Origin of the sequence: Parabacteroides sp. ASF519, from assembly GCF_000364265.2 — a bacterium.
Classification (GTDB): domain Bacteria; phylum Bacteroidota; class Bacteroidia; order Bacteroidales; family Tannerellaceae; genus Parabacteroides; species Parabacteroides goldsteinii.
In genome coordinates, this window is sequence record NZ_AQFV02000006.1 from 5688525 (window position 1) to 5712484 (window position 23960).

Consider the following 23960-nt stretch of genomic DNA (forward strand, 5'->3'; position numbering starts at 1 on the left):
CAAATAACTATTCTATTTGCCATACTATTTGCCATTTGCCATCATTCCTCTTACGATTGATTATGGCAAATGACAAATAACATTGCAAACAGAAAAAACATTTGCAATAGTATATATAACTGTTTAACAATGCATTGCATCGGCATATTGCAAATGGCAAACAAAATACCGAAAACATTCTGTGAGTGTTTATCGATTCATCTTCTTACGCCGGTTCAATTCTGACTGCAACATCTTCAGTTCACGGCTGGTCTGCCCTGCGACCGAAGTGTTTTCTTCAGCACGCCGGATCAGGTAAGGCAATACGTCTCTTACCGGAGCATAAGGCACATACTTGGTTACATTAAATCCTTCATGGGCCAGATTGAATGAGATATTATCGCTCATCCCCAGCAACTGGGCAAAAAAGATACGGGAATCATCCCGTTTGAGACCCTTCTCATCTATCAGCTTAGCCAGTTTATAATTACTTTCCTCATTATGCGTTCCCATAAACATCTCGAAATGCTCCAGATGGTCCATGGTAAAACGAACAGCCGCATCGAAATTCTCATCGGTCGCCTTTTTATCCTTGCAGATCGGGTCGGGATAACCCAAAGCCGCAGCACGCGCACGTTCGGCCTCCATATAAGCGCCACGCACGAACTTGACACCGGCGATATATCCTTTTTCTTTGGCATCATCCAGAATACGGCGCAGGTAAGGCATACGGTCATGACGATACATCTGCAAGGTAGCAAATACGATCGCACGTTTTTTATTGTATTTCCGCATCGCCTCGTCGGTCAGTTCATCCAGCGCATCCTGGAAACAGTAATCTTCCGCATCGACAATCAGACGGACATCGTTCTCATAAGCACGCTGGCAGAAAGCCATAAAGCGTTCTTTAAATTCGCGGAAGGCTTTTACTTCTTCGATGGTCAGTTCGCCCCGTTTTTCAGAAGCCTTGGCAAGAAGTTCATCGGTCGTTATAGTAGAAGGTTTGAATACGGCATAAGCCAGGTTATCATTTCCTTTGGCAAAATCGATTGAACGTAGTGTTTCTTCAAATGTAGCCTGGATACCTTCAGGAGTCTGCTCGCCTTCGGCTGAAAAGTCAAGGGTAGAACGCACATTAAACTGTCGGAGATGGTCGATCGCTTTGGTACAATCCTGTAATGTCTCACCACCGACAAACTGTTTATATAAAGTTGGCTTTACAGCCCATGCTAAAGGGAAATGAATCTTTAAGGCGATATTACTTCCAAAACTGGCACATTTTACCAGCCACGGATATTTTATTGTATTGAAGAGTAAGTAAGCGTTTCTCAATTCAGACTGCGATTTGGATGAAAATGCAATCTCGGTATTATTAAAATCTAACATAGTATCTGATTTTTAAAGTTGACAGATGACAGTTGACAGTAAACAATTTCGAAGCATATTACCTGTCAACTGTCACTTGTCAACTGCCAGCTGATATGTTATTTTTCTCCTAAGAACGGATAACCGTAAGAAGTAGGCGGAACCAAAGCCTCCTTGATACAACGAGGATTCGTCCAGCGGATCAGGTTCAGCGGACCACCGGCCTTGTCATTCGTACCGGAAGCTCTCGAGCCACCGAACGGCTGCTGTGCAATAACGGCGCCGGTCGGCTTATCATTGATATAGAAGTTACCGGCAGCATAGCGCAGTTTATTGAATGCCACGTCGATAGCATAACGGTCGCGTGCAAAGATCGAACCGGTCAGGGCATAAGGAGAAGTACGGTCGCACAACTCCAATGTTTCCTCATATTTATTATCGTCATATACATAAATAGTGATCACCGGACCGAATATTTCTTCCACCATGCTCTTGAACATCGGATCTGTTGTCTGGATAACAGTCGGTTCAACAAAATAACCTACCGACTTGTCGCCATTACCGCCAAAGACGATCTCAGCATCCGGAGATTGTTTCGCATAGTTGATATAACTCATGATATTATCGAATGAAGCCTCATCGATCACCGCATTGATGAAGTTCGTGAAATCCTGCACGTCACCCATCTTGATCTCTTTCAACATATCGCCTACCATCTCTTTTACATCTTTCCATAAAGAAGCCGGGATATAGGCACGTGATCCGGCAGAACACTTCTGACCCTGATATTCGAACGCACCACGAACGATAGCAGTCGCCACATCCAATGCCGGAGCAGACGGATGAACAAAGATAAAATTCTTACCGCCCGTTTCACCGACAATCTTCGGATAAGATTTATAATGGCCGAGGTTCTCGCCCATCTGGCGCCATAGCGTATTGAATGTCGCAGTAGAACCTGTGAAATGGAAACCTGCCAGATCGCGGCTGGCAGTTATCACCTTACCGATCACGCTCCCCCGTCCAGGGATAAAGTTGACAACACCATCCGGAAGTCCGGCTTCCTGGAATACCTTCATCAACAGATAGTTTGAATGGATAGCCGTAGTAGACGGTTTCCAGACAGCCACATTACCCATCATGGCGGGAGCCATATTCAGGTTGCTGGCGATAGAAGTAAAATTAAACGGTGTCAACGAGAACACGAAACCTTCCAGGGCACGGTATTCCATACGGTTCAGGATACCCGTTTCCGAATAAGGCTGGTCGGCATATACCTGGCTGGCATAGAACGTACTGAAACGCAGGAAGTCGATCAGTTCGCAGGGAGCATCGATTTCCGCCTGGAACGGGTTCTTGCTCTGTCCCAGCATCACTGAGGCATTTAACAGATAACGATATTTTGTAGCAAAGAGTTCAGCCACCCTTAACATAACGGAAGCACGTTCAACCCAGGGCAGTTCAGACCATTCTTTGTGCGCCTTCATAGCGGCGTCGATGGCCATCTGCACCTCTTTCTCGCCGGCTTTATGGTAAGTAGCCAGCACATGATGATGGTCGTGCGGCATAACCACTTTACCGGTATTACCCGTACGGACTTCTTTTCCGCCAATGATCAAAGGAATATCCCATTCTTCATTTGAGAGTTCAGCTAACGTTTTTTTCAAAGCTGCTTTTTCACTCGATCCGGGTGCATACGATTTTACCGGCTCATTAATAGGCTTAGGAAATCTAAAAATAGCGTTATCCATGTTGTTTCTTAGTTTATAAATAGTTAATCAATGATTTTTTCTATGCTGTAAACGTAGTAAAATAATTTTAAAACAAAGTGAGTAAAGAGTTAAATTAGTTTTAATTAGAAACACTTTGGTATATGGTATATATCAACATTTTCCCATCCATAGCTGTTATTAAAATATAATCATCTTAAAGGTATAGAAACTATGGCTATTAAAAGTGTTTGGATAGAAGAAGACTGTATCGCTTGCGGTACTTGCGAAGGCATCTGCCCGGAGGTTTTTCATGTGACGGATCGTTCCCGCGTAAACGAGGGAGTAGACTTCAACGATTACGAGGAAGAGATCAAAGAAGCAGCCGAAAGCTGTCCGGTCAGCGTTATTAAATATGATTAAGTGAGGAGGACCACTCACGTTTTACAGAGTAAAAAGTGGAGAGGTTATTCCGGTTTGGGATAACCTCTTTTCCTGTCAGGATTTGTCGGTATTCCAATAAAAAACCGTATATTCACAAAAAAGATAATTGGGATGAAGAAAACTGCTATACTTCCGGTATTTTGCCTTATTCTGCTGAGTTTCTGTACCGGCAAAACGGATAAGCCGATTACTGACGGACAACCTGCACCAGACTCTGCGACTGTAGAAGTAACGGAAATAATAGATACTGTCCCTAAAGAAATAATCATTGAAAAGGAATTGCTCTACGACCAGCATACTCTGGAAGACACTTATCCGTATAAAGATACGACACGGGAGTTCCAGTGGGAAAAGATAAAGGAGCGCCTAACCTGGCTCGAATCCATCCAGAAAGAACCGGCCACCTGGTCGATCCTCCAGAATTACAGGAATAAAAACGGGGAAGCGCCATTGGTAAAAAACTATCACAGAGATTCATACCGCCGTATAGCCGACTCGCTGGGCGTCGAACGCTTCCAGGGAATACCGCTCTACCTGACAACAGACACTACGGTGCCCGAACTCTACGGCAGGGACGGTGCCTTGGTAAAACACCTGGAAGACTATACGAATTTCACCCGGGTTGCCTCCGTACACACCGGAAAAGAGTGGATGATCCCTAAAAAATATATCCAGACGATTCCTGATACGATCGTCTTCAAAAAAGCTGTCTTTGTAGATACCCGGAATCAGAATATCACAACACTGGAACAGGAAGGCGACAAATGGCTGGTCAGAAGCATGAACCCGGCTACAACCGGACTGCACAGGCCACCCTATGCCCAGGAAACGCCTCCCGGAGTATATATTATCCAGGAAAAGAAGCCCCGCATGATCTATCTGGTGGACGGTACCACGGAGACAGGAGGCTTTGCTCCGTATGCCAGCCGCTTCACAAACGGGGGGTATATCCACGGGGTACCTGTCAATGCTCCGCGCAAGTCACTGATCGAATACAGTTCGACGTTGGGAACCACTCCCCGCTCCCATATGTGTGTCAGGAATGCTACTTCACATGCTAAATTCATCTACGACTGGGCACCGGTTTATGAGACTCTTGTTTTTGTTTTCGATTAAAAATTCTAACTTTGCAGTCTGATTCACACAGACATGCACAAAGTTTTCATCTATCTGTTCCTATTGTTTATCCCGGTAAACTTCTCTAAAATGAGAAGTACGGAACCGGTCATCCATGAAGTTTCAAGCTGCCGGCAGTTGTACCAGGAGATGCAACTGGAAGGAGTAGTAAACTTTGAGGCATTCGAACAAGCAATCACCGGATACCATAAAATCGAAGATAAAACGAAAGAGATCCTTACACTGGTCGATTTCAGTAAGCCTTCGACCGAAGAGCGTTTTTATGTATTCGACATGAGGCATAAAAAATTATTATTCTCTTCGCTGGTATCACACGGAAAGAATAGCGGAGGGAATTATGCCACCTCCTTTTCCAACGAGAACGGTTCCCTCAAAAGTTCACTGGGGTTCTTCCTGACAGAAAACACCTATCAGGGAAAGAACGGTTACTCACTTGTCCTGAACGGATTGGAAAAAGGGATCAACGACCGCGCCAAAGAACGGGCGATCGTTATCCACGGAGCTGCTTACTCCAATCCTTCCGTAATTGCTTCATCCGGCCGCCTGGGACGCAGTTTCGGCTGTCCGGCCCTGCCACAGGCTGTAAGCAAGCCTATTATCAACACGATAAAAGGCGGTTCCCTGCTTTTTATTTATGCTAACAATAAGAATTATCTGGCTTACAGCCCCATCCTATCCAAACGGCAGGTTGCTTCTATGTAAAAACCCTATCTTGCAAACGGATAAAGAAATGAGATAGAACTTTCGGGAGGTATCCCTCTGGCACTACAATGCGAATCCTATAAAAAAGGAATCATGAAAACCAAAGTAAACGGCTCTCCTATTATGGACATGCTAATCGCTGACGGCCAGACCAGACAAATCTTCACCTGATATCGCCTTTTCAAAAGATATACAGGACAGACTTCCGTCATGTATAAAAACAAATTATAAGCTATTCATACACATGAAAGATACGTTCCATCAACTGCCATTTCTCTGCGGAACTAGCACCCGGGGCAGCCTGTTGAAAAACAGACATATATTCTTCCCACTCAGCCTGACGGGGTAAACCGGCGAGACGGCTGAATGCCGTATCCCAATCAAAATCGAGCGGTGTTTCCACGATCATGAACAAACGGTTCCCGCACAGATAAATTTCCATCTCCAGGATTCCGACACTTTTAATCCCCTCGCCTATTTCGGGCCAGTAACATTCCTGTCCATGTCTTTTCTTGTATTCTTTGATTAACTCCGGATCATCTTTCAGGTCCAGCGTCTGACAATAACGTTTAGTCGGGAAATCATAATGTTTGCTTTTGTATCCGTTCTTTTTATCTTCCATAAACCATATTATTTTTTAATTCATTCAACAGGAACGATTACAGTACAAATGTAACGATTATTATGCAACCGAAATAAGAATATTTCTGCAAGGGATAAAACGATATCGACACCGGTTTCATAAAATACGGATCTAAATCGTTATCTTTACCCGCTCAAAAATAATATAAAAGATGAAGATCACTGCACCCCGGATAACAAAAGTATTAAAAGAAGATCGTACCCTCGATGAAACGCTCCTGCTACCGGGAGAAGACCTGGCGGAATATTCTTTCAGGAATCAAAGGGTATTCGAAATTAAAACGGAAAATATGAGTATGCAGGACTGCCTGTTCACAAACAGCATACTGATCGGTTGCGGTATAAAAAAATCGCAGTTCAGTGATATCATCTTCAAGAACTGCGACCTGTCTAATATGAATTTCTCCGGTTCCGGTTTTCACCGTATCGAATTTATCGAATGCAAACTGATCGGGACAAACTTTTCCGAATCAGCGCTAAACCATATTGTTTTCAGCAACTGCAAGGCAGAATACCTCAATCTGAGCATGAGCAAACTGAAATATGTCAGTTTCGACCGATGCGACCTGCGAAACAGTTCCTTTGAGAACGGTCAGTATGCCAGCGTGAACTTTCATGAGAGTGATCTCAAGGAAGCTGAGTTTTACCGTACATCCTTAAAAGGTGTCGACTTCAGTAGCTGCGACATATCCGGCATCCGGATAAGTCCTATCATCGGCTGTGAATTACGCGGAGCAACAGTCACCTCTTTACAAGCATTGGAATTAGCCCATCTGCTGGGTGTTACAATTAAAGGATAATCTTCTTCAAATTCGTTATTTTGCATATTCCTGATGTCTTTTTAACCAAGCTACTGCATAAGAACAGGTAGCCCGGGGTTTCAATTGATTTTCTATTGCGTAGTCAAAAGTCGCTTTCACCAGTGAAGCGGCTATTCCCTGACCTTCCAGAGGTACCGGAACTATTGTGTGAATAATATCCAGATTATTACCAACAAGCCTGTACTGCACAAAGGCAGTTAAACCATCCTGCTTTATTTCAAAGCGATATTTCTCCGGATGGTGAACAATATCATATTCCATAATTTATTTTTTATCTACAAAACAACACCCTGTTATAGATAAAACAGTTTATTCGGGAATTAGTTCACCTGCCGGTTCATTTTGTCCGGATACAGGCTGCTTTTGTTGCTTTTTCTTTCCGGGATGGAAGAAATTCTTCACTTTTGTAAAGAAGCCGGAGACTCCTTTGGCAACATCCTGCACCTTTTTAGAAACACCGACCGACTCAGTCAATGCCGGACGGAGGATTTGCCATAGATAGTTAAATGTGGAATGATACGGATCCCGTTCTATCGTCAGATGGGAATAGCGGGGGCTGTATGTTCCCTGTTCCGGATGGTCAGGGTTATCATGTTTCAGCACAAGGTTAGCCAAACGTGACAGGAATTTATTATCGATCACTTCCCCGTTTTTCTCTTTCATTATTTCAGCCTTCAGATCCCTGTAAAGAAATAGCATATCGACAGTGGCACCTTTGGTCGAGGCTTCAGTGCTGAATGTAAAGTCGACCAGCTTGCCACTCTCCACTTTAGCAAAGGCAAGCGGTGTGATCAGTTCGTTCAATGCATTCAGATCAAAGTCCTCCATATGCGCATCCAGCAGGAAACGATCGTTCAGGGAATCGACCGGAAGCTGCCAGGTGGCGGTAAAATATCCTTTCCCCATTAATTTACCGTTTGCATCCAGACGGATATACTGGTCCGGATAAGATACAATATTGGTAAAACCGGAAAATTTCCCGTTCATTTCCGTGAAAAACAGTTTACCCGGTTGTATCCCTTTCTTTGACAATTCTTCGTAGACAACGGAAAAGTTATTTACACGGAGACTGTCGATAGCCATTTTCACCGGTGCTTTCTGCAAACCGGAATAGATCATCGGTACGATACGGCGGGGCACGGCAATCTGTTGGTTCTTGAAATTCTGAAGTTCGGCATTGTCAACCTCTACATTTTTTATCCGGACCACTTTCTCCGAGAAGTAAGCCGGCAAATCGATTCCCGACAATCCCAACCGGCCGACCTTGACATCAAACCAATCCTGATGCTTTGGCTGCCGGTAAGCAAATTCCATTTTCGGATAGGCAGAAACCAAATGGATATCTTCCAGATTCAGATCGGTATTATTCAGATTGACTTTTCCTATCTTCAATGTATAAAAACCATTATCCAACGGGAATGCCAGGTCTTTGGTATCGAACCGGACAGTCTTCAGCCCGAATGTCCGGTTCCTGACATTGACATGCAGTCCTTCAAGAAACAGGTTTGCCGTATCACGATTCCATACAGCATTGGAGACTGTCAGTTTTCCCAGTGAAAGGTCAGGTGTAAACCGACCGACAGCCTCATAAATATCATCCGACAGGACGGTGGGAGATTTCTTTTTTGTCTTTATCGTATCGGGAGAAGTCCCGGCTTGATAACTGACAACCGGATCAGATAGATTTATTGAACCGACAGAAAAATGCAGACTGTCCCACACGACTTTATCGATACCCAAGTCCTGAAGTGATACCTGTAACAGACTTCCGTCTTTTTTCATCAAGCGGATATCGGGTGATTCGACATGCAGCGAAGTAGCATCCAGGCGCTGAAGCAAATTCTCTGGCAGACGGTTCAAACCGGTTGCATAAATCATCGGAGTCTCTATACGAAAATATGAATTTGTTCCCATTTGCCATAAAGAGTCTTGCGGGAGCAGTTTCACGTCCTGTAATCCTAATATGCCTTTTGCCGTAGAGAAATTACCTTTCCGGACAGACAGACGGTAGGCTTTTCCCGGCAAATAATTGTCAAAGTCTTTGAAACTGAAACCAAAATGATCACAGGCAAAGAACAGCCCTCCACTCCGGTTCGTACTGTCGTCCACCAGGAAGCGGGTAGCATAGAAATTAAAATCCTTCAGCTTATAGATTATAGGATCAGGAACGCTTCTGTCATTCAATGTTACGTACGCATGATTCAGATTGATCCGTTTAATAGACAAATATTGCAATAACGGGTTCAGAATACTTTCCACATCCGCCCTCGGATTTACCGGCAGCTTCGTTTCCTTGCTTTTCTTCGGATAAGACGGGGATTTATAATAATAGATAACCGGATGGTCTATCTTGAAAAGGTCGGCACTGATCCCTTTATCATAAAGCAATCCCCTGATACCGATTGTGTCAATGCTACCAGACATATAGTCTTTTCGGGAATTTACTTTTATAGGCTTCAGGCGGATTTTCTCTATATTGAAATCGCCGGACTCCGTATCCAATGCCATACGGGCAATATCGAAACGGTGGTTGCGTGCCGTCATCTCCCCGCTGATGCCAGTTGCTTCAAAGGCGAAACTACGGGAATACCACAAACCATGCTTCTCTTCCGAAACCGAATCAACCAGGAAGTCGTTTGCCCGGAAATTGAAGTTATCCAGTTTATAGACTTCCACTGAATCTTTTACGGCTTGCGAATAAGTGACTTTGGCGGCATCGATTCCGACAGTCCGGATAGAAACGCTATGCAATACCGGCGATATTATGTCATATAAAGATAAAGCCTGTACCAAAGAATCCGTATCGATCTTTGTAGCATTGCCTGCCGCTTTTTTCGCTGCCGGGGCATTAGCGGCCAGATTAAATACCTGAATGTCCGACGAAGATATTTCAAAAGAACGGGCTGTCAGATAATTCAGCGCATCCTCCCGCTTAAAACGGATTCCGTTGACTTCCACTGTCCGGACCTGTGCATCGACATAGCTGTCCGGACGTTGTTTTGTCTCCGTCCATAAACTATCCTGCGGAATCAATCGTATCTTCTCTATATAAATAATCGAATCCTGCGTACTGAGTTTTATGCTGTCTGTTTTAAGGAGAAAGTCGTTATTGGCTAGCAGCGTCTGCGGTTGGTTCGTCACAAATTCAAAGTTATCGCAATAGAGTAACTTTCCGCTCTGTGACGAGTTCTTATCCAACAGAAAACCGTAAGCGCGGAAGCTGACATCATCAAGCCCATAGACGATCGGTGTCACAGGATTCTCGACGGTATAGGATACGCTGGCGTTCGACAGGTTCAGTGTCCGTACGCTCAACACATTTATATAAGGAGAGATTACTTCATACAATGATTTGGTATCGGCATGCCGGACCTTTTTCTCCACACGCCCCGAATAATAAGAATCGAAAACTTCTATCCGTGGGTCTTTTATCTCAAACGTATTAAAATGCAATTCCTTATAACTCCACCGCCAGGTAAGGTTTACACCTTTGAAATCTATCATGCCGATCTCCGCTTTCACATAAGTACGGGGAAGGCTGTCAATAGCTTTCCACTGTTGAAACACAGTTGAATCGGGCATCAGCCTGATGCCTTCGATCTTCAGTTCCCCTTTCACAAAACCGATCGAAAGATCATCAAAAGAAAGATTATAGAATCCGTCCGTAGCCTCAGCGGTACGCCGGCTCAATTCTACTTTCAAATATCTTTCCAGGCGGTTGCTCAGATACAGGTTCAAAATGGAAAAAAGAACGATCAATAATCCTGCTATTGGAAAAATGTACTTAATTATTTTCTTACTTCGTCTCATACCCTTTTCTCTATTTTATCAACAAACCTTTCTCTTAGGAGCAATTCCTCTGCGATCCGTATAAATACTCTATATTATTTAAAACAAGAAGACAAATATTATGTTGCAAATAAATAATACATTTAGCTGACCTTACAACCATATTACACAGATAATGATCTGGTTTAAATGTCTATTTTAACCATCATCCAGCCCGAATGAATAGATTTCAAACATTTTTGAATAATTTTTCATTACTAACTAAACCTTATATTTCATTACTTTGCCCTCATTAATAAGAAAACATCAAATCAAATGCGAATGAAAAAACTTGTATTACGAAGTTTCATGTTAGTTTTTTTCAGCCTTGTTATTACTGAAAAAGTACAATCTGAAAAAGCAATAAACATACCAACTTCATCAAATGAACAAACTGTAGGTACACCTGCGGCAACACAACAGACAATAACCATAAAAGGTGTTGTAAAAGATGAATCCAACGAACCCATGCCTGGAGTCAATGTCGTCGTTGAAGGAACAACTATTGGTACTATGACAGATGGAAACGGACATTTCTCTCTAAATCTACCATCCTCATCTGTTAAAATCAAATTCTCTTACATTGGATACAAAGAACAAATTGTTCCGGTAAAAGACAAAAAAGATATTAGTATTATAATGAATGAAGATTCCGAAATGCTAGAAGAAGTTCAAGTTATCGGATATGGCACACAGAAAAGAATAACAGTCACCGGTGCCGTTTCTTCAGTAGGTACTAAGGATATCCTGAAATCACCTGTACCTAATGTTGCACAAGCATTAACAGGTAAGGTTCCAGGATTATCCACAATCCAATATTCCGGTCAGCCGGGAGCAGATGATCCAGCCATATTCGTTCGAGGCATAGGTTCTTTAGATGCAAAAAGAGCTGCTCCACTCATTATGGTTGATGGAGTAGAACGTTCTTTCTTCCGCCTCGATCCTAATGAAATCGAAAATGTGACCGTATTAAAAGATGCTTCAGCAACAGCTGTATTCGGTGTACGTGGAGCCAACGGAGTCATTTTGGTTACGACCAAACGCGGTGAGGAAGGAAAAGCGCAAATATCTGTTTCTACATCTGCTAGTTTACAAAAACCTCTCCGTTTATACGAATATGCCAACAGTTACGATTATGCAGTCGCATTCAATGAGAAATTAACAAACGATGGGGCTAGTCCGGTTTTTAATGAAAACATATTAAATGCATTTAAGAATCATACTGATCCCTTATTATATCCGGATATGAATTGGATGAATCTAATCATGAAGCCTACTTCTTTCCAATCCCAGCATAATCTGAATATTTCCGGAGGCACAGAGCGTGTACGTTACTTTACTTCTATCGGAATTTTGACTCAGGATGGCTTGTTCCGTTCCTTTGATGCCGGTTACAATTCCAATTTCACATACAACAGATATAATTATCGCGCAAATCTGGATATAGATGTAACCCAAACGACCCTATTGAGTGTAAACCTGGGAGGACGTCTGGAAGATACCTGTGAACCTAACACCAAAAGTAATTTGTTTACTTTTCTGACCCGTGTAACTCCTTTTGGAGGAGCTGGTCTCTACGATGGTAAATGGATTCACACCAGTCCTGACAATATCGGTTGGGACAAAGGAGCATTAGAAAATGCAGATCCTTTTGAATGCTTCTTCGGCAAAGGTTATAATCAGAAAATCTATAATGAAATCAATTTAGACCTTTCTGTAAAGCAAAAGTTAGACATTATCACCAAAGGGCTTTCTGTTACGGTAAAAGGTTCTTATAATAGTGGTTACACACATACCAAAAACCGCTATAAAGAAATACCTTATTACACAGCACACAAAGATCCGGATACTAACGAGTTATTCTTCCGCAAATTCAGGGAAGAAACCCAACTTTATTTTGACGAATCGACAAACCGCGGACGTAACTGGTATCTGGAAGGAAGTTTGAATTATGACCGCAAATTCGGAAATCATCATGTAGGAGGATTAATTCTTTATAACCAGTGGCGCGATCAATATCCGAATCCTGATAAGTTTGACTATATAAGTATTCCACGTGGTTATGTAGGCTTAGTAGGACGTGCTACCTATGACTATAACAATCGTTATATGGTTGACTTCAATATTGGTTATAACGGTTCCGAAAACTTTGCCCCAGGCCACCGTTATGGCATATTTCCTGCATTCTCTGCCGGTTGGATCATCTCCGAAGAAAAATTCATGAAAAGTCAATCATTCATTAACTACCTGAAAGTACGTGGTTCTTATGGTATTGTAGGTAATGACCTGATGAGTACAAAATCACGTTTCTTTTACCTGCCGGATGCCTATAATCCTTACGGAACAAGTTATAATTTTGGTGTCGATGTATCTGGCAATCGTGATGGAGCCACCGAACTTCAGATGGGTAATCCGCTTGTTTCATGGGAAAAAGCAGGAAAACAAAATTATGGTATGGACTTCTCCATATTAAACGATCGTCTATCAGGCTCTTTCGATTATTTTATCGAAAAACGTCACGATATCCTGACAACACGGAATACCGCACCAAATTTTATAGCTATTACAATGCCAGTTGTCAATATCGGTAAAGTAAATAATAAAGGTTTTGAACTTGTATTGAAATGGAACCATAACATAGGCGATTTCAAGTACTGGATCAACACAAATTTATCATATGCAAAGAACACGGTTGTTTATAAAGATGAAATACCGCACAAATATCCCTGGCTGTATGAAACAGGTCAGTCTGTTGGTCAACCATTTGGCTTTATCTTCGACGGATTTGTCACTGATAATGATATAAAATCCGGGAATTTACCGGATCATAAACTAGATCTGAAACCTGGAGATGCCAAATACAAGGACCTGAATGGAGATAATATAATCGATGATAACGATCAATGCCCGATAGGTAACCCGATTTACCCACAATTAACAGCCGGTACTACCATAGGTTTTGAATACAAAGGTTTCGATTTCAGTATGCTGTGGGTTGGAACAAGTAAAGTGTCGCGTTTCGTCAGTGCCGGACTCCGTGTTCCTTTCGGTGGCGGTAATTACGGATTATTGCAATATATGATTGATGATCATTGGACACCGGAAACAGCGGAAACAGCAAAGACACCTCGTTTTTCCGGAGCTGCAAATGCTAATAATTATACGCGTAACTCTACTCTTTGGCTAAAAGATGCTTCCTATATGCGTTTAAAGAACCTACAGGTCGGATATACATTCAAAGGGGACTGGATGAAAAAAATCTATCTAAAAAATATGCGTATTTATGCATCCGGCGAAAACCTGTTGACATTCGACCATCTGAAGATCGCCGATCCGGAGGCAACTGATGATAAACAGTTTGAATATCCGCTCCAAATGATCTTTAACATCGGTTTAAATCTTAATTTCTAATCAGATATAAAAGTAAAATTATGACACGTTCTATATTCAAATATATACTCGTCGCTACAGGGTTCATATATACACTCACTGCTTGTCAGGATCTGAAGTTCGGCGATGATTTTCTGGAGAAAGCCCCATCTAACGATGTGGACATCGACGTCATTTATTCAAATGCCCAATATGCCCGTACTGCACTTTGGAGTGCATATGCCACGTTACATTACGGATTAAATTTAGGGAATCAAGGAAATCAGTTAATGGGATCCGATCCGTTAGACTGTTTAACAGATCTAGTATATTCAAATGTATGGACAGACGGAGTTTCAGGAGCAGCTATCCATTATAACGGAACCTATTCCGCCGATTATGAAAATAATGGTTATTCTTCAAAATACAGTTATTATCAAAGACCATGTTGGCTAGGAATTCGTAGAGCCTGGTTATTCATCGAAAATGTAGACAGGGTTCCCGATATGGAAGAAAGTGAAAAAGTACGTCTGAAAGGAGAAGCGAAAGTCATTATCGCGATGCATTACTGTGACATATTCCGGCATTACGGAGGTGTTCCCATCATCGATCACGCCTATACCGCGAACGATGATATGCAAAAAGAAAGAGGGACCGTACAAGAAACATTGGACTTCATTATAAAATTATTAGATGAAGCCTCTGCCGTACTCCCTTGGGCAATGTCTGCCAGTGAAAATCGGGAATGGGAAGGCCGCTTAACAAAAGCATCCGCTATGGGACTAAAAGCACGCATCTTACTCTTTGCTGCAAGTCCGCTATTCAACAGCGCCAGTCCTTATATGGAAGGAGAAGCAGCCAATAACCATTTAGTATGGTTCGGAGGTTACAAATCAGAACTTTGGGATCAAGCCCTGGCTGCCCATAAAGAGTTTTTCGAAGAACTTAATAAAAACGGGCAATACAACCTGGTCTACAAATCAGAACCCAGACAAGCCTTTCGTTCCGGTTATCTGGACCGCGGAACAGGAGAAGCAGTAATAGCAACTCATTATGGCTATACTGTACCGGATTACTGGACATGGGGATGGAGTCATTATGAAACAGCCGGTGATGCTGGAACAGCATGTGGAACCCAGGAGCTCGTCGATATGTTCCCCATGGTCGATGGACTACCCATCACAGAAAGTCCGTTATACGACCCTAAATCTCCTTATGATCAACGGGATCCCCGTTTATACGAAACAGTTGTTGTAAATGGCGATAAATACTACGGAGGCATAGCGGAAATCTACGTCGGAGGAAAACACTATCAGGAATTTGAAGGTTCTTACGGAGCCTTTATGTCCGGTTATCGACCGCGCAAATTCATTCTCGATGGCGGAGGTGGTCCATTATTCGAATGGCCGGCCGAGATCTCCGGAAAAGTAGTACAATGGCCTTACCTCCGCTTACCCGAATTATATTTAGGGTATGCTGAAGCTCTTTGCCAAACAAACGGAGACATGAATCTGGCCTACGAGTGTGTTAACAAATTACGTGACCGGGTAGGTATAGGGCATTTAAAAAAAGGACTTGGTAAAGAGGAATTCCTCGAAGCCATCCTAACCGAGCGTGTTTGCGAATTTGCTTACGAAGAAGTACGCTGGTTCGATATGATACGGTACAAACGTGCCGATATATTCCAAAAAACTCCACATCGTGTAGTTATTACTAAAAATCCGAAAACTGGAGAATTCAGTTATGAGTATAAATTATTTAAACCTGCAGAAAACGGAGAACTCAGACAATGGGCCAATCCCGGTAAGTTCTCTCCCAAATGGTATCTGAGTGCATTCCCCAGTAACGAGATCAATAAAGCATATGGTCTGATCCAAAATCCTGGATGGTGATAACCTTTATTACGAATACTAAATTTGAAAAATAAAATGAGAAATAAATTAATTCCAATCATATCACTGTCTTTTCTATGTGTTATGCCACCCGTTTGGGCACAAAGTGAAAAAGTAACAGAACAGACAGATGAGCAGGCAGATGAAACAACGATTGCAGCTTCTTCCGTCGATAACAAAGAGCTGATGAAACGCTCTAATATAAATCCTGCAAATGCTCTTTTCGGTAAACTGAACGGTCTTTTCATCCGACAAAATGGCGGATATGGTAATGGAGAAGGTAACCCGAGTATGAATATTCGAGGAATCGGTTCTTTGGTAGAAAACTCCATATTAGTACTTGTTGACGGTTTGGAACGAGATATCAATTCACTGGTACTTGAAGAAATAGAAGATGTTACTATTTTAAAAGATGCAGCAGCATTAGCTCCGTACGGAGTAAGAGGAGCCAATGGAGTCATGTTGGTAAAAACCAAACGAGGGAAAAAGGGGAAAGCTAATATTCACGTTTCTTATCAGCATAGCATCACAACTCCCATGCGCCTCCCCAAAATGGTCGATGCGGCAACCTATGCTGAAGCAGTTAACGAAGGACTAACAAATGAAGGTTTAGCCCGTCGTTATACACAACAAGAGATCGATGCTTACCGGAGTGGAAAATATCCGACTCTTTTTCCAAATGTGAACTGGGTGAAAGAAACGCTACGTGATCATGGGCAACGTGACCAGGTCAATTTCACCGCTAGCGGTGGCTCTGATCGTATCCGTTATTATTCATTGCTCAATTTTATATCCGACAAAGGACTGCTAAAAAATACAGATCAGGACTCCTACTCCACCCAGTTCGGAAATTCCATATTGAATGTCCGAACAAATCTCGATATAGACATCACTGCTTCCACTCACGTAAAAGTAAATTTGTCAGGTAAAATAAAAGAAAAATACGAACCCGGGGGAATCTCTGACGAGGCTCTTATGGGTACTCTATATACACTTCCGGCAAATGCCTTTCCTGTTAAGACACATAACGGCATATGGGGAGGTTCGGATATGTATGATAAAAATCCGGTAGCGGAGAGCTCTTCAACAGGTTACAATACCTCACATGCCCGAACATTATTGGCAGACATGACACTTACACAGGACCTGGACGCCTGGTTACCTGGAGTCAGTGCTGAATTTCGTATTGGTTTTGATGCCTATTCCGAAACATGGGACACGCGCACCAAACAATACTTATACGAATCAAATATTGCTCATCTTAATAATGACGGAGTTCCTACAGACACAATCAATACACGATATGGGAAAGATGAAAAACAACTGGGATTCGACAGTTGGTTGAATGCTCAGAACCGTCATTCCAATATTCAGTTTGCATTGAATTACCAGAAAGCATTTTCTTCGGGTAATCTGCTTGCATCAATACGCTATAAACAAGATAAAAATGTTTATCTGGAACAGTATAATACTTATATGCATCAGGATATCGTTGCAAATGCCCACTATAGTTTAATGAATAAATACTATTTTGACTTGAATATGGCTGTATCCGGAACTAGTCGTTTACCTAAAAATAATCGATGGGGATTCTTCCCGGCAATATCTGCGGCATGGCTACTAAACAAAGAGACATTCTTAAAAGAAACCTCCTGGCTGGATTTACTTAAACTACGTTTATCTTATGGCTTAACCGGGAACGACCAAGTTTGGAAGAATATGGATAAATATCCTTTCGGAGGTGGCGGAGGATTCATCTTTGGTGATGATTTCATTAGTAACGGAGGTATTGCGGAAGGTCAGTTACCAAGTTTAAATGCAACTTTCGAAAAAAGTTGCAAAGCAAATCTGGGTATTGATATGCGATTATTAAACCTAATAGATTTCAATCTGGAAACATACTTTGACCACAGATATGATATCATGGTTCCAAACGAAAATGTAACTTCCGGTTTCTTTGGCGCAACAGCATCTAATTCTCCCAATGGAATAGTAAACAATTACGGAGTTGAAATCGGAATGAGCATAGGAAAACGTATCGGAGATTTTGCTTTCAATATAAATGGTCAGTTTGCTTTTTCAAGGAACAAAATCATTGAGATGAATGAAACTTTTAAGCCATATGATTATCTCAAATCAACCGGAGGACGCCTGAATCAATTTTACGGATTGGAAGTGATCGGATTCTTCAAAGACCAAACCGACATAGACAACAGTCCGGCACAGATGTTTTCAACTGTATATCCTGGAGATTTGAAATATAAAGACCAAAATGGGGACAAACGAATCGATGAACAGGATATCATACCAATGGGCTATAATACACAATGTCCGGAAATTTTCTATTCGGTGGGATTCGATCTCGAATATAAAGGTTTTGGCATCAATGCACAATTCCAGGGAGCCGGTCATTATACCGTACAACGAGATCTAAGTAGCCTTTACTATCCATTGATGAACAATCAAACGATCTCAACACATTATCTGGAGAATTGCTGGAGACCCGGAGCAGATAATACAGAAGCTACTTATCCACGTCTGACCACAACAGAAAGTGCAAACAATTACCGGAATAACTCAGTATTCATGAAGAACGTTTCTTTCCTGAAACTACGTTCGGCTGAAGCTTATTACAAGTTGCCGGAAAACTTTATCGAACGATTCCGTTTACAGGAGTTCAGACTTTTTGTTAAAGGAATGGATTTATTCTCTCTGGATAATATGAAAGAAACTGATCCTGAAGTGATGTGGAAAACTTATCCGGCACAACGGTCTGTTCATTTTGGTTTCGACCTGACATTCTAATATCAAATTCAAAAACAACAAAAGAATGAAAACTAAATTATTTATATGTTTATTCGCTTTCTGTATAAGTTCATGTAATTATTTGGACTATGACGAATCCGATTTTCTGGAAAAAGAAGCAGTTTTTTCCAGTTTCAAACTTACATAAAAATTGAGATTTATAAGCGCGTCTAATAAAAATAAAGACCACTCCCTGCTGTTATTCCACCGACTTTCGTTATTTTAAAGTTGTAATACAAAAAAACTATATCTTATGGACAGAGTTTGTGGTCTTGATGTGCATAAAGATAGTGTCTTTATGTGTATTCTCACAGCAAACGGTGAGAAAATTGAAGATGTGTTTGGAACTTTAACACCGGAACTGGATCGCCTTCGTGACACTTTAGTCTCTCATGGTGTTGGTAAAGTTGCAATGGAAAGCACCAGTATTTATTGGGTTCCTATTTGGCGCATTTTGGAATGCGATTTTGATGTTAAATTGGTTAACCCTTATTTCATCCGTCAACTCCCTGGTCGTAAAACTGATATTAAAGATGCCCAATGGATTGCGACTGTTCTTCAGAAAGAGCTAATTAAGGGAAGTTATATTCCTGATTCAAAAATACAGGAATTACGTCAGTACAGTCGTCGTATCTTCCATTTGACTCGTCGCAAACAGCAAGCTGAATCTGCTATCGATCTAACGTTGCAACGTTGCAATATTCGTTTGAGTAATTATGTTTCTGATATTGGTTGTAAATCCATGCGTAAGGTGGTCAATGCATTAATCTGTGGTGAAACTGATTCTGAAGTATTAGCTCTGTTGGTTCACAAGCGTATTCGTAATAAACATTGTCATGAGGTTATTAAGTCGTCTTTGACTGGTATTGTATCTTCATCAGACAGAGACATGCTTAAAATGAGTTTGGAAGAAGTGGAACTTTATGATCGTCAGCTTCTTGAGTGTAAAGAGAAAATGCGAATAATTTGCGAGGGACATTATGCCGAGGAACTGGAAATCCTTCAAACAGCTCCTGGGATAAAAGAGGAAAGCGCTATGAGAATCATAGCAGAAATCGGTGTTGACATGAAAGCCTTTCTAACAGCATCAGCTTTAGTTGGCTGGGCTGGATTAAGACCGCGAAATGATCAAAGTGCAGGAAAGATCAAAGGAAGAAAGACTTTACATGGAAACAAGTATTTACGTGTTATGCTTACACAATGTGCATGGGGAGCCTGCAGGACTCAAACATCTAAATTTTATAGCAGATATCATACCTTGAAAAAGAGAATGAATCACAACAAGGCTTTAATGGCAAATGCTCGAAAGCTACTCGTTGTTATTTGGAATTTATTAGCTAAAAAGCAACCTTATATGCCATTTGTGAATTAATGGTTGCTTCTTAATGAGCGTTCCAAGACCCTTATATTTGTGGTGGAGTAAACCCCGTTTTTGCAAACTGGTATACAGGCACGCTCTGGCAAGGAATTGCGTCTGAGACAAACAAGCTCGAAGAGGAAATTATTTATCACTCTCTGCATAGACAAAATGTAGGGACAGCTACAAAGTGATCTTATTTTAACGGGAGTTCGAAATAAGGTTAGTGTAACTTTTATTACACAGAAAATAATAAGAAAAAAGGGACCCTTATACAGACTCCCTCCCAAAGATCATACATTTCATAGTCAAGACTGTGGCAATGTTATCTCTTTGTGTTTTTCATAGTTAAAATCTTTTCGTCAAAGGACAGGTTTATTTTTCTTTAATACAAACTTTTTGTTATATTTTTACACATACATGTTATTAAACATGGCTTGACTGTTATTCTGAGGAAGGTTATGGTACTTATTTCGAACTCACGTTTGTTTATTTATAGAGGAAATATACCAGAAACTTCCTGACTAACATCTATTCCTATGTACCGGCAGCTTTCGGTACAATTGGGGATGATGCCATGCGGTCAGCAGCATGCGACGAAGCTGTTTTCGTGGATAATCTATCTCCTGTGCATAGTTTTAACAACGGAGCATGGAGTGCGATCAACACGCTTGATGATAAATGGAATTATTTCAGTGGAATCCGCGCTGTGAATATGTTTCTGAAAGAAACGGAAGGACAGGAATTCGATGATCTGAAACACAATGAAGACTATAATGATATTATGGCTCAATTCAAATACTATCCATACGAAGCTCGCTTCCTACGTGCCTATTTCTATTTTGAATTAGCCAAACGTTACGGTGATATACCTCTTATCACAACTCTTTTAACAGAAGAAGAAGCCAATCAACAAAAACGCGCCTCGTTTGAAACCATCATCCAATTTATCATTGACGAATGTGATGCCATAGCCCCTCACCTTCCTGTCAGTTATAAGGATTTAATCAAGAGTGAGACCGGCCGGGCAACAAAAGGGGCAGCTATGGCACTGAAGTCAAGAGCATTACTTTATGCAGCCAGCCCATTATTCAACTCGAATAATGACATTGAAAAATGGAAATTGGCAGCTAGAGCCGCAGCAGACGTTATTGACAAAGCCTGGGATTTTGGATATATGCCACTCCCCGACTTATGGAGTCTTTGGAATAATAACTATACAAATAATAATGAACTGATCTTCGGTGTCATGCAAGAAGAAGATAACTGGTTTGAACGTGTTAACTTTCCGATTGGCATAGAAGGAGGCGGAAACACGGGGCATTGCCCGACCGAAAATCTGGTCGAAGCATATGAAATGCAGGATAGCGGATTACCAGTAACTTCCAATGCAGGGTATGAACATGCAGATCCAAACTACGATCCTCAAAATCCTTATGAAGGAAGAGATCCCCGAATGTATGAACTGGTTGCACAAAACGGAGCATGGTGGGTTTATGATGAACAAATAGAATGTTGGTATGGAGGAAGAAGTGGTAAGCCGCAAAAAAATGCTACAGTGACAGGTTATTATTTAAGAAAATACGTAGATGGTAGTACCAGTTTGAAAAGCGAATTTGTAACCAGCAAACGACACGTATGGAATATCATGCGATACAGCGAAATATTATTAAATTTTGCAGAAGCGATGATGGAGGCCTACGGAGATCCTAACTATAAAGATGGCTATCCGATGTCTGCTAAAGAAGCTATAGAAATCATACGAAAACGAACTTATGTAGACATGCCGGGATATCCCGACAATTTAACAGTTGAAGAGTTCAAAGCAAAATTAAGAAATGAACGCAGAATTGAATTATCATTCGAAGATCATCGCTTTTGGGACATCCGCCGATGGAAAATAGCAGATCAAACAACCGACATTTATGGGGTAGACATTACTAAAAATGAAGACGGTTCTTTCAACTATAAAAAAGTACTTGTCGAAAAAAGAATTTTTAAAGATTGTATGTATCTCTACCCGATCCCACAGTCTGAAATTTATATCAATCCTGAGTTAACTCAAAATCCAGGATGGTAACCATATAGCCAGGAGAATTCCTTTATAAAACAGGATTCTCCTGATTTCCTTTTACTAAATTTACTCAATAATAAAACGAATGAAACTGGTAACATCCTTCTTCCCGATTCAAACTATTCCTTTGAAAGGGATACTATTTGCTCGACTTAATAATAAGTTATTCAGACAATGGGGAAAAACAAAATCATTGACATTTCTTCTCGTTATTCTCTTCAATGCCTGTTCTCCATCAACCGGCTATTTAACTTCCTGCTCTCATACCTATTATTTAGATGCGACAGCAGGGAATGATAATAATCAGGGAACTTCACCCGAAGAAGCCTGGAAAAGTCTTAGTAAAATCCAATCGCTTGACTTAAAAGCCGGCGACAAAGTTCTTTTAAAGAAAGGAGAAATATTTACAGGAGAACTCCATATAAAAGGAACCGGTACTCCAGAAAAACAAATCATTATTGATGCTTATGGTGATAAAGGAAATAATCCTTGTATAGTTGGATATGACAATTCACTCTATGCCGTATACGTATATAATTCAACCTATCTGACTATCCAAAATTTGGAAATCATTAATACGGGAAAAGAACGATTACCAAACAGGACTGGTATAAAAGTTCACCTGAAAAACTATGGAACAGCACATTCCATCCTGCTAAAAGGACTCTATATCCATGACGTAAATGGAAGTCTGGTTAAAAAAGAAGGGGGCGGATCAGGTATTTATATCGTAAATGAAGGGGAAAAAACCAGTATCTTCGATGGCCTGACCATTGAAGATTGCACGATTCGACGCTGCGAGCGCAATGCTATGATCTGGTGGGGATATTCAACACGCGATTTTTGGTATCCGAACCGAAATGTAGTAGTCAGGAACAACCTGATCGAAGAAGTCCCCGGCGATGGTATCGTCCCTATCGGGTGTGATGGAGCATTGATTGAATATAATATAATGAGAAATTGTACTGACCTGTTGCCGGATGGGGAATATGCAGCCGGCATCTGGCCATGGAGTTGTGATAATACCCTTATCCAATATAATGAAGTTTCCGACCACAAAGCTCCGGGAGACGCACAAGGTTATGATTCCGATAATAATTGTAATAATACAATCATACAATATAATTACAGTCATGACAATGAAGGAGGTTTTCTGTTGATCTGTGATACGGGAGAATCTGTTATGCCGGAAAACATAGGAACTAATAATACGATCATTCGGGGGAACATAAGTATTAACGACGGTAATCGGACCCAATTAACCCAATCAGGTTACTTCTCCCCCAGTATCCATATCGCCGGTCCAGCAAAAAAAACAATGATCTATAATAATATTATCCATGTAAATAAAAAGAAAGCACCGGAGGTACAACGTTGTCTGCTCAGTATCACACCTTCTTATGGAGACGCAGACAGTACGACAGTACGGGATAATTTATTCTACGTCAGCGAAACCAGTGAATTTCACTTAGGGACATCTACAAATAATCTATTCCAAAACAATTATTACTTGGGAGACATCCTGAATATACCGAAAGATAAAACTGCCAGGTTTGAAAACGAGACCTACGAAAATATGATCAGAAATGACTTGTCAGGCATTGAGTCATTAAAGCCATTCCTTCGTATGATCAACATTCCAACCGGTCGAATAACGACTGTCGATAAAGAAGCTATCGATTCGTTTTTCAAAAAGTAATACGATTATATATGCGATGAATCCCATGTAAAAAGCGATTTTACAAAGATTTATATACCTTAGATTTAAAATGTTTTTTCGTAACCTGAAACAAATGAAGAAATTCAGGACCTTCAGGTTACCTTTTTTATATATTT

The 23960-nt window shown here is 41.2% G+C and carries 15 protein-coding genes; 10 read left to right on the forward strand and 5 right to left on the reverse strand.

Annotated elements, in window-relative coordinates:
• Positions 1–189 precede the first annotated feature (189 nt).
• Together C825_RS22780 and pruA are read right to left on the reverse strand one after the other, a co-directional pair.
• Positions 190–1365 (reverse strand): proline dehydrogenase family protein, encoded by a 1176-nt coding sequence (locus C825_RS22780; RefSeq protein ID WP_007653714.1) that lies wholly within the window; start codon positions 1363–1365, stop codon positions 190–192.
• 98 nt (positions 1366–1463) lie between these two features.
• The gene (pruA, locus tag C825_RS22785; RefSeq protein WP_010800311.1) at positions 1464–3095 is read right to left on the reverse strand and encodes an L-glutamate gamma-semialdehyde dehydrogenase; all 1632 of its coding nucleotides are present in this window, start codon (positions 3093–3095) and stop codon (positions 1464–1466) included.
• A gap of 192 nt (positions 3096–3287) precedes the next feature.
• Between pruA and C825_RS22790 the strand changes: the two genes are divergently transcribed.
• The 3 genes from C825_RS22790 (at position 3288) to C825_RS22800 (ending at position 5336) form a co-directional block, all read left to right on the forward strand.
• Positions 3288–3476 (forward strand): ferredoxin, encoded by a 189-nt coding sequence (locus C825_RS22790; RefSeq protein WP_007653717.1) that lies wholly within the window; start codon positions 3288–3290, stop codon positions 3474–3476.
• A gap of 132 nt (positions 3477–3608) precedes the next feature.
• Positions 3609–4613, forward strand: a complete 1005-nt coding sequence (locus tag C825_RS22795; RefSeq protein ID WP_010800312.1) for a L,D-transpeptidase — start codon at positions 3609–3611, stop codon at positions 4611–4613.
• 90 nt (positions 4614–4703) lie between these two features.
• Positions 4704–5336 carry a murein L,D-transpeptidase catalytic domain family protein gene (locus C825_RS22800; RefSeq protein ID WP_010800313.1) on the forward strand — a complete coding sequence of 211 codons (633 nt, stop codon included), beginning with the start codon at positions 4704–4706 and terminating at the stop codon, positions 5334–5336.
• Positions 5337–5568: 232 nt separating this feature from the next.
• On the opposite strand, the gene C825_RS22805 is transcribed toward C825_RS22800, so the two are convergent.
• Positions 5569–5958, reverse strand: coding sequence for an L-rhamnose mutarotase (locus C825_RS22805; protein WP_010800314.1), 390 nt, complete (start codon positions 5956–5958; stop codon positions 5569–5571).
• Between the two features lie 172 nt (positions 5959–6130).
• On the opposite strand from C825_RS22805, the gene C825_RS22810 reads away from it, so the two are divergent.
• Positions 6131–6778 (forward strand): pentapeptide repeat-containing protein, encoded by a 648-nt coding sequence (locus C825_RS22810; protein ID WP_007653727.1) that lies wholly within the window; start codon positions 6131–6133, stop codon positions 6776–6778.
• A 15-nt stretch (positions 6779–6793) separates the two neighbouring features.
• On the opposite strand, the gene C825_RS22815 is transcribed toward C825_RS22810, so the two are convergent.
• Both C825_RS22815 and C825_RS22820 read right to left on the reverse strand, forming a co-directional pair.
• Positions 6794–7060: a GNAT family N-acetyltransferase gene (locus C825_RS22815; protein WP_010800315.1), complete on the reverse strand. Its 267-nt coding sequence runs from the start codon at positions 7058–7060 to the stop codon at positions 6794–6796.
• A 48-nt stretch (positions 7061–7108) separates the two neighbouring features.
• Entirely contained in the window at positions 7109–10609 is a 3501-nt protein-coding gene (locus C825_RS22820) for a DUF748 domain-containing protein (RefSeq protein ID WP_010800316.1), read from the reverse strand.
• A gap of 300 nt (positions 10610–10909) precedes the next feature.
• Here C825_RS22820 and C825_RS22825 point away from each other — a divergent pair, with 300 nt between their 5' ends.
• The 6 genes from C825_RS22825 to C825_RS22850 all read left to right on the forward strand — a co-directional run bounded on the left by C825_RS22825 (position 10910) and on the right by C825_RS22850 (position 23823).
• Positions 10910–14038, forward strand: a complete 3129-nt coding sequence (locus C825_RS22825) for a SusC/RagA family TonB-linked outer membrane protein (protein WP_044215246.1) — start codon at positions 10910–10912, stop codon at positions 14036–14038.
• Positions 14039–14058: 20 nt separating this feature from the next.
• Positions 14059–15888, forward strand: coding sequence for a RagB/SusD family nutrient uptake outer membrane protein (locus C825_RS22830; protein WP_010800318.1), 1830 nt, complete (start codon positions 14059–14061; stop codon positions 15886–15888).
• 36 nt (positions 15889–15924) lie between these two features.
• Entirely contained in the window at positions 15925–18693 is a 2769-nt protein-coding gene (locus C825_RS22835; protein ID WP_010800319.1) for a SusC/RagA family TonB-linked outer membrane protein, read from the forward strand.
• A 253-nt stretch (positions 18694–18946) separates the two neighbouring features.
• Positions 18947–20065 (forward strand): IS110 family RNA-guided transposase, encoded by a 1119-nt coding sequence (locus C825_RS22840; RefSeq protein WP_010800321.1) that lies wholly within the window; start codon positions 18947–18949, stop codon positions 20063–20065.
• Between the two features lie 562 nt (positions 20066–20627).
• The gene (locus C825_RS22845) at positions 20628–22130 is read left to right on the forward strand and encodes a RagB/SusD family nutrient uptake outer membrane protein (RefSeq protein ID WP_010800322.1); all 1503 of its coding nucleotides are present in this window, start codon (positions 20628–20630) and stop codon (positions 22128–22130) included.
• Positions 22131–22209: 79 nt separating this feature from the next.
• Positions 22210–23823: a right-handed parallel beta-helix repeat-containing protein gene (locus C825_RS22850; RefSeq protein WP_010800323.1), complete on the forward strand. Its 1614-nt coding sequence runs from the start codon at positions 22210–22212 to the stop codon at positions 23821–23823.
• Positions 23824–23960 lie beyond the last annotated feature (137 nt).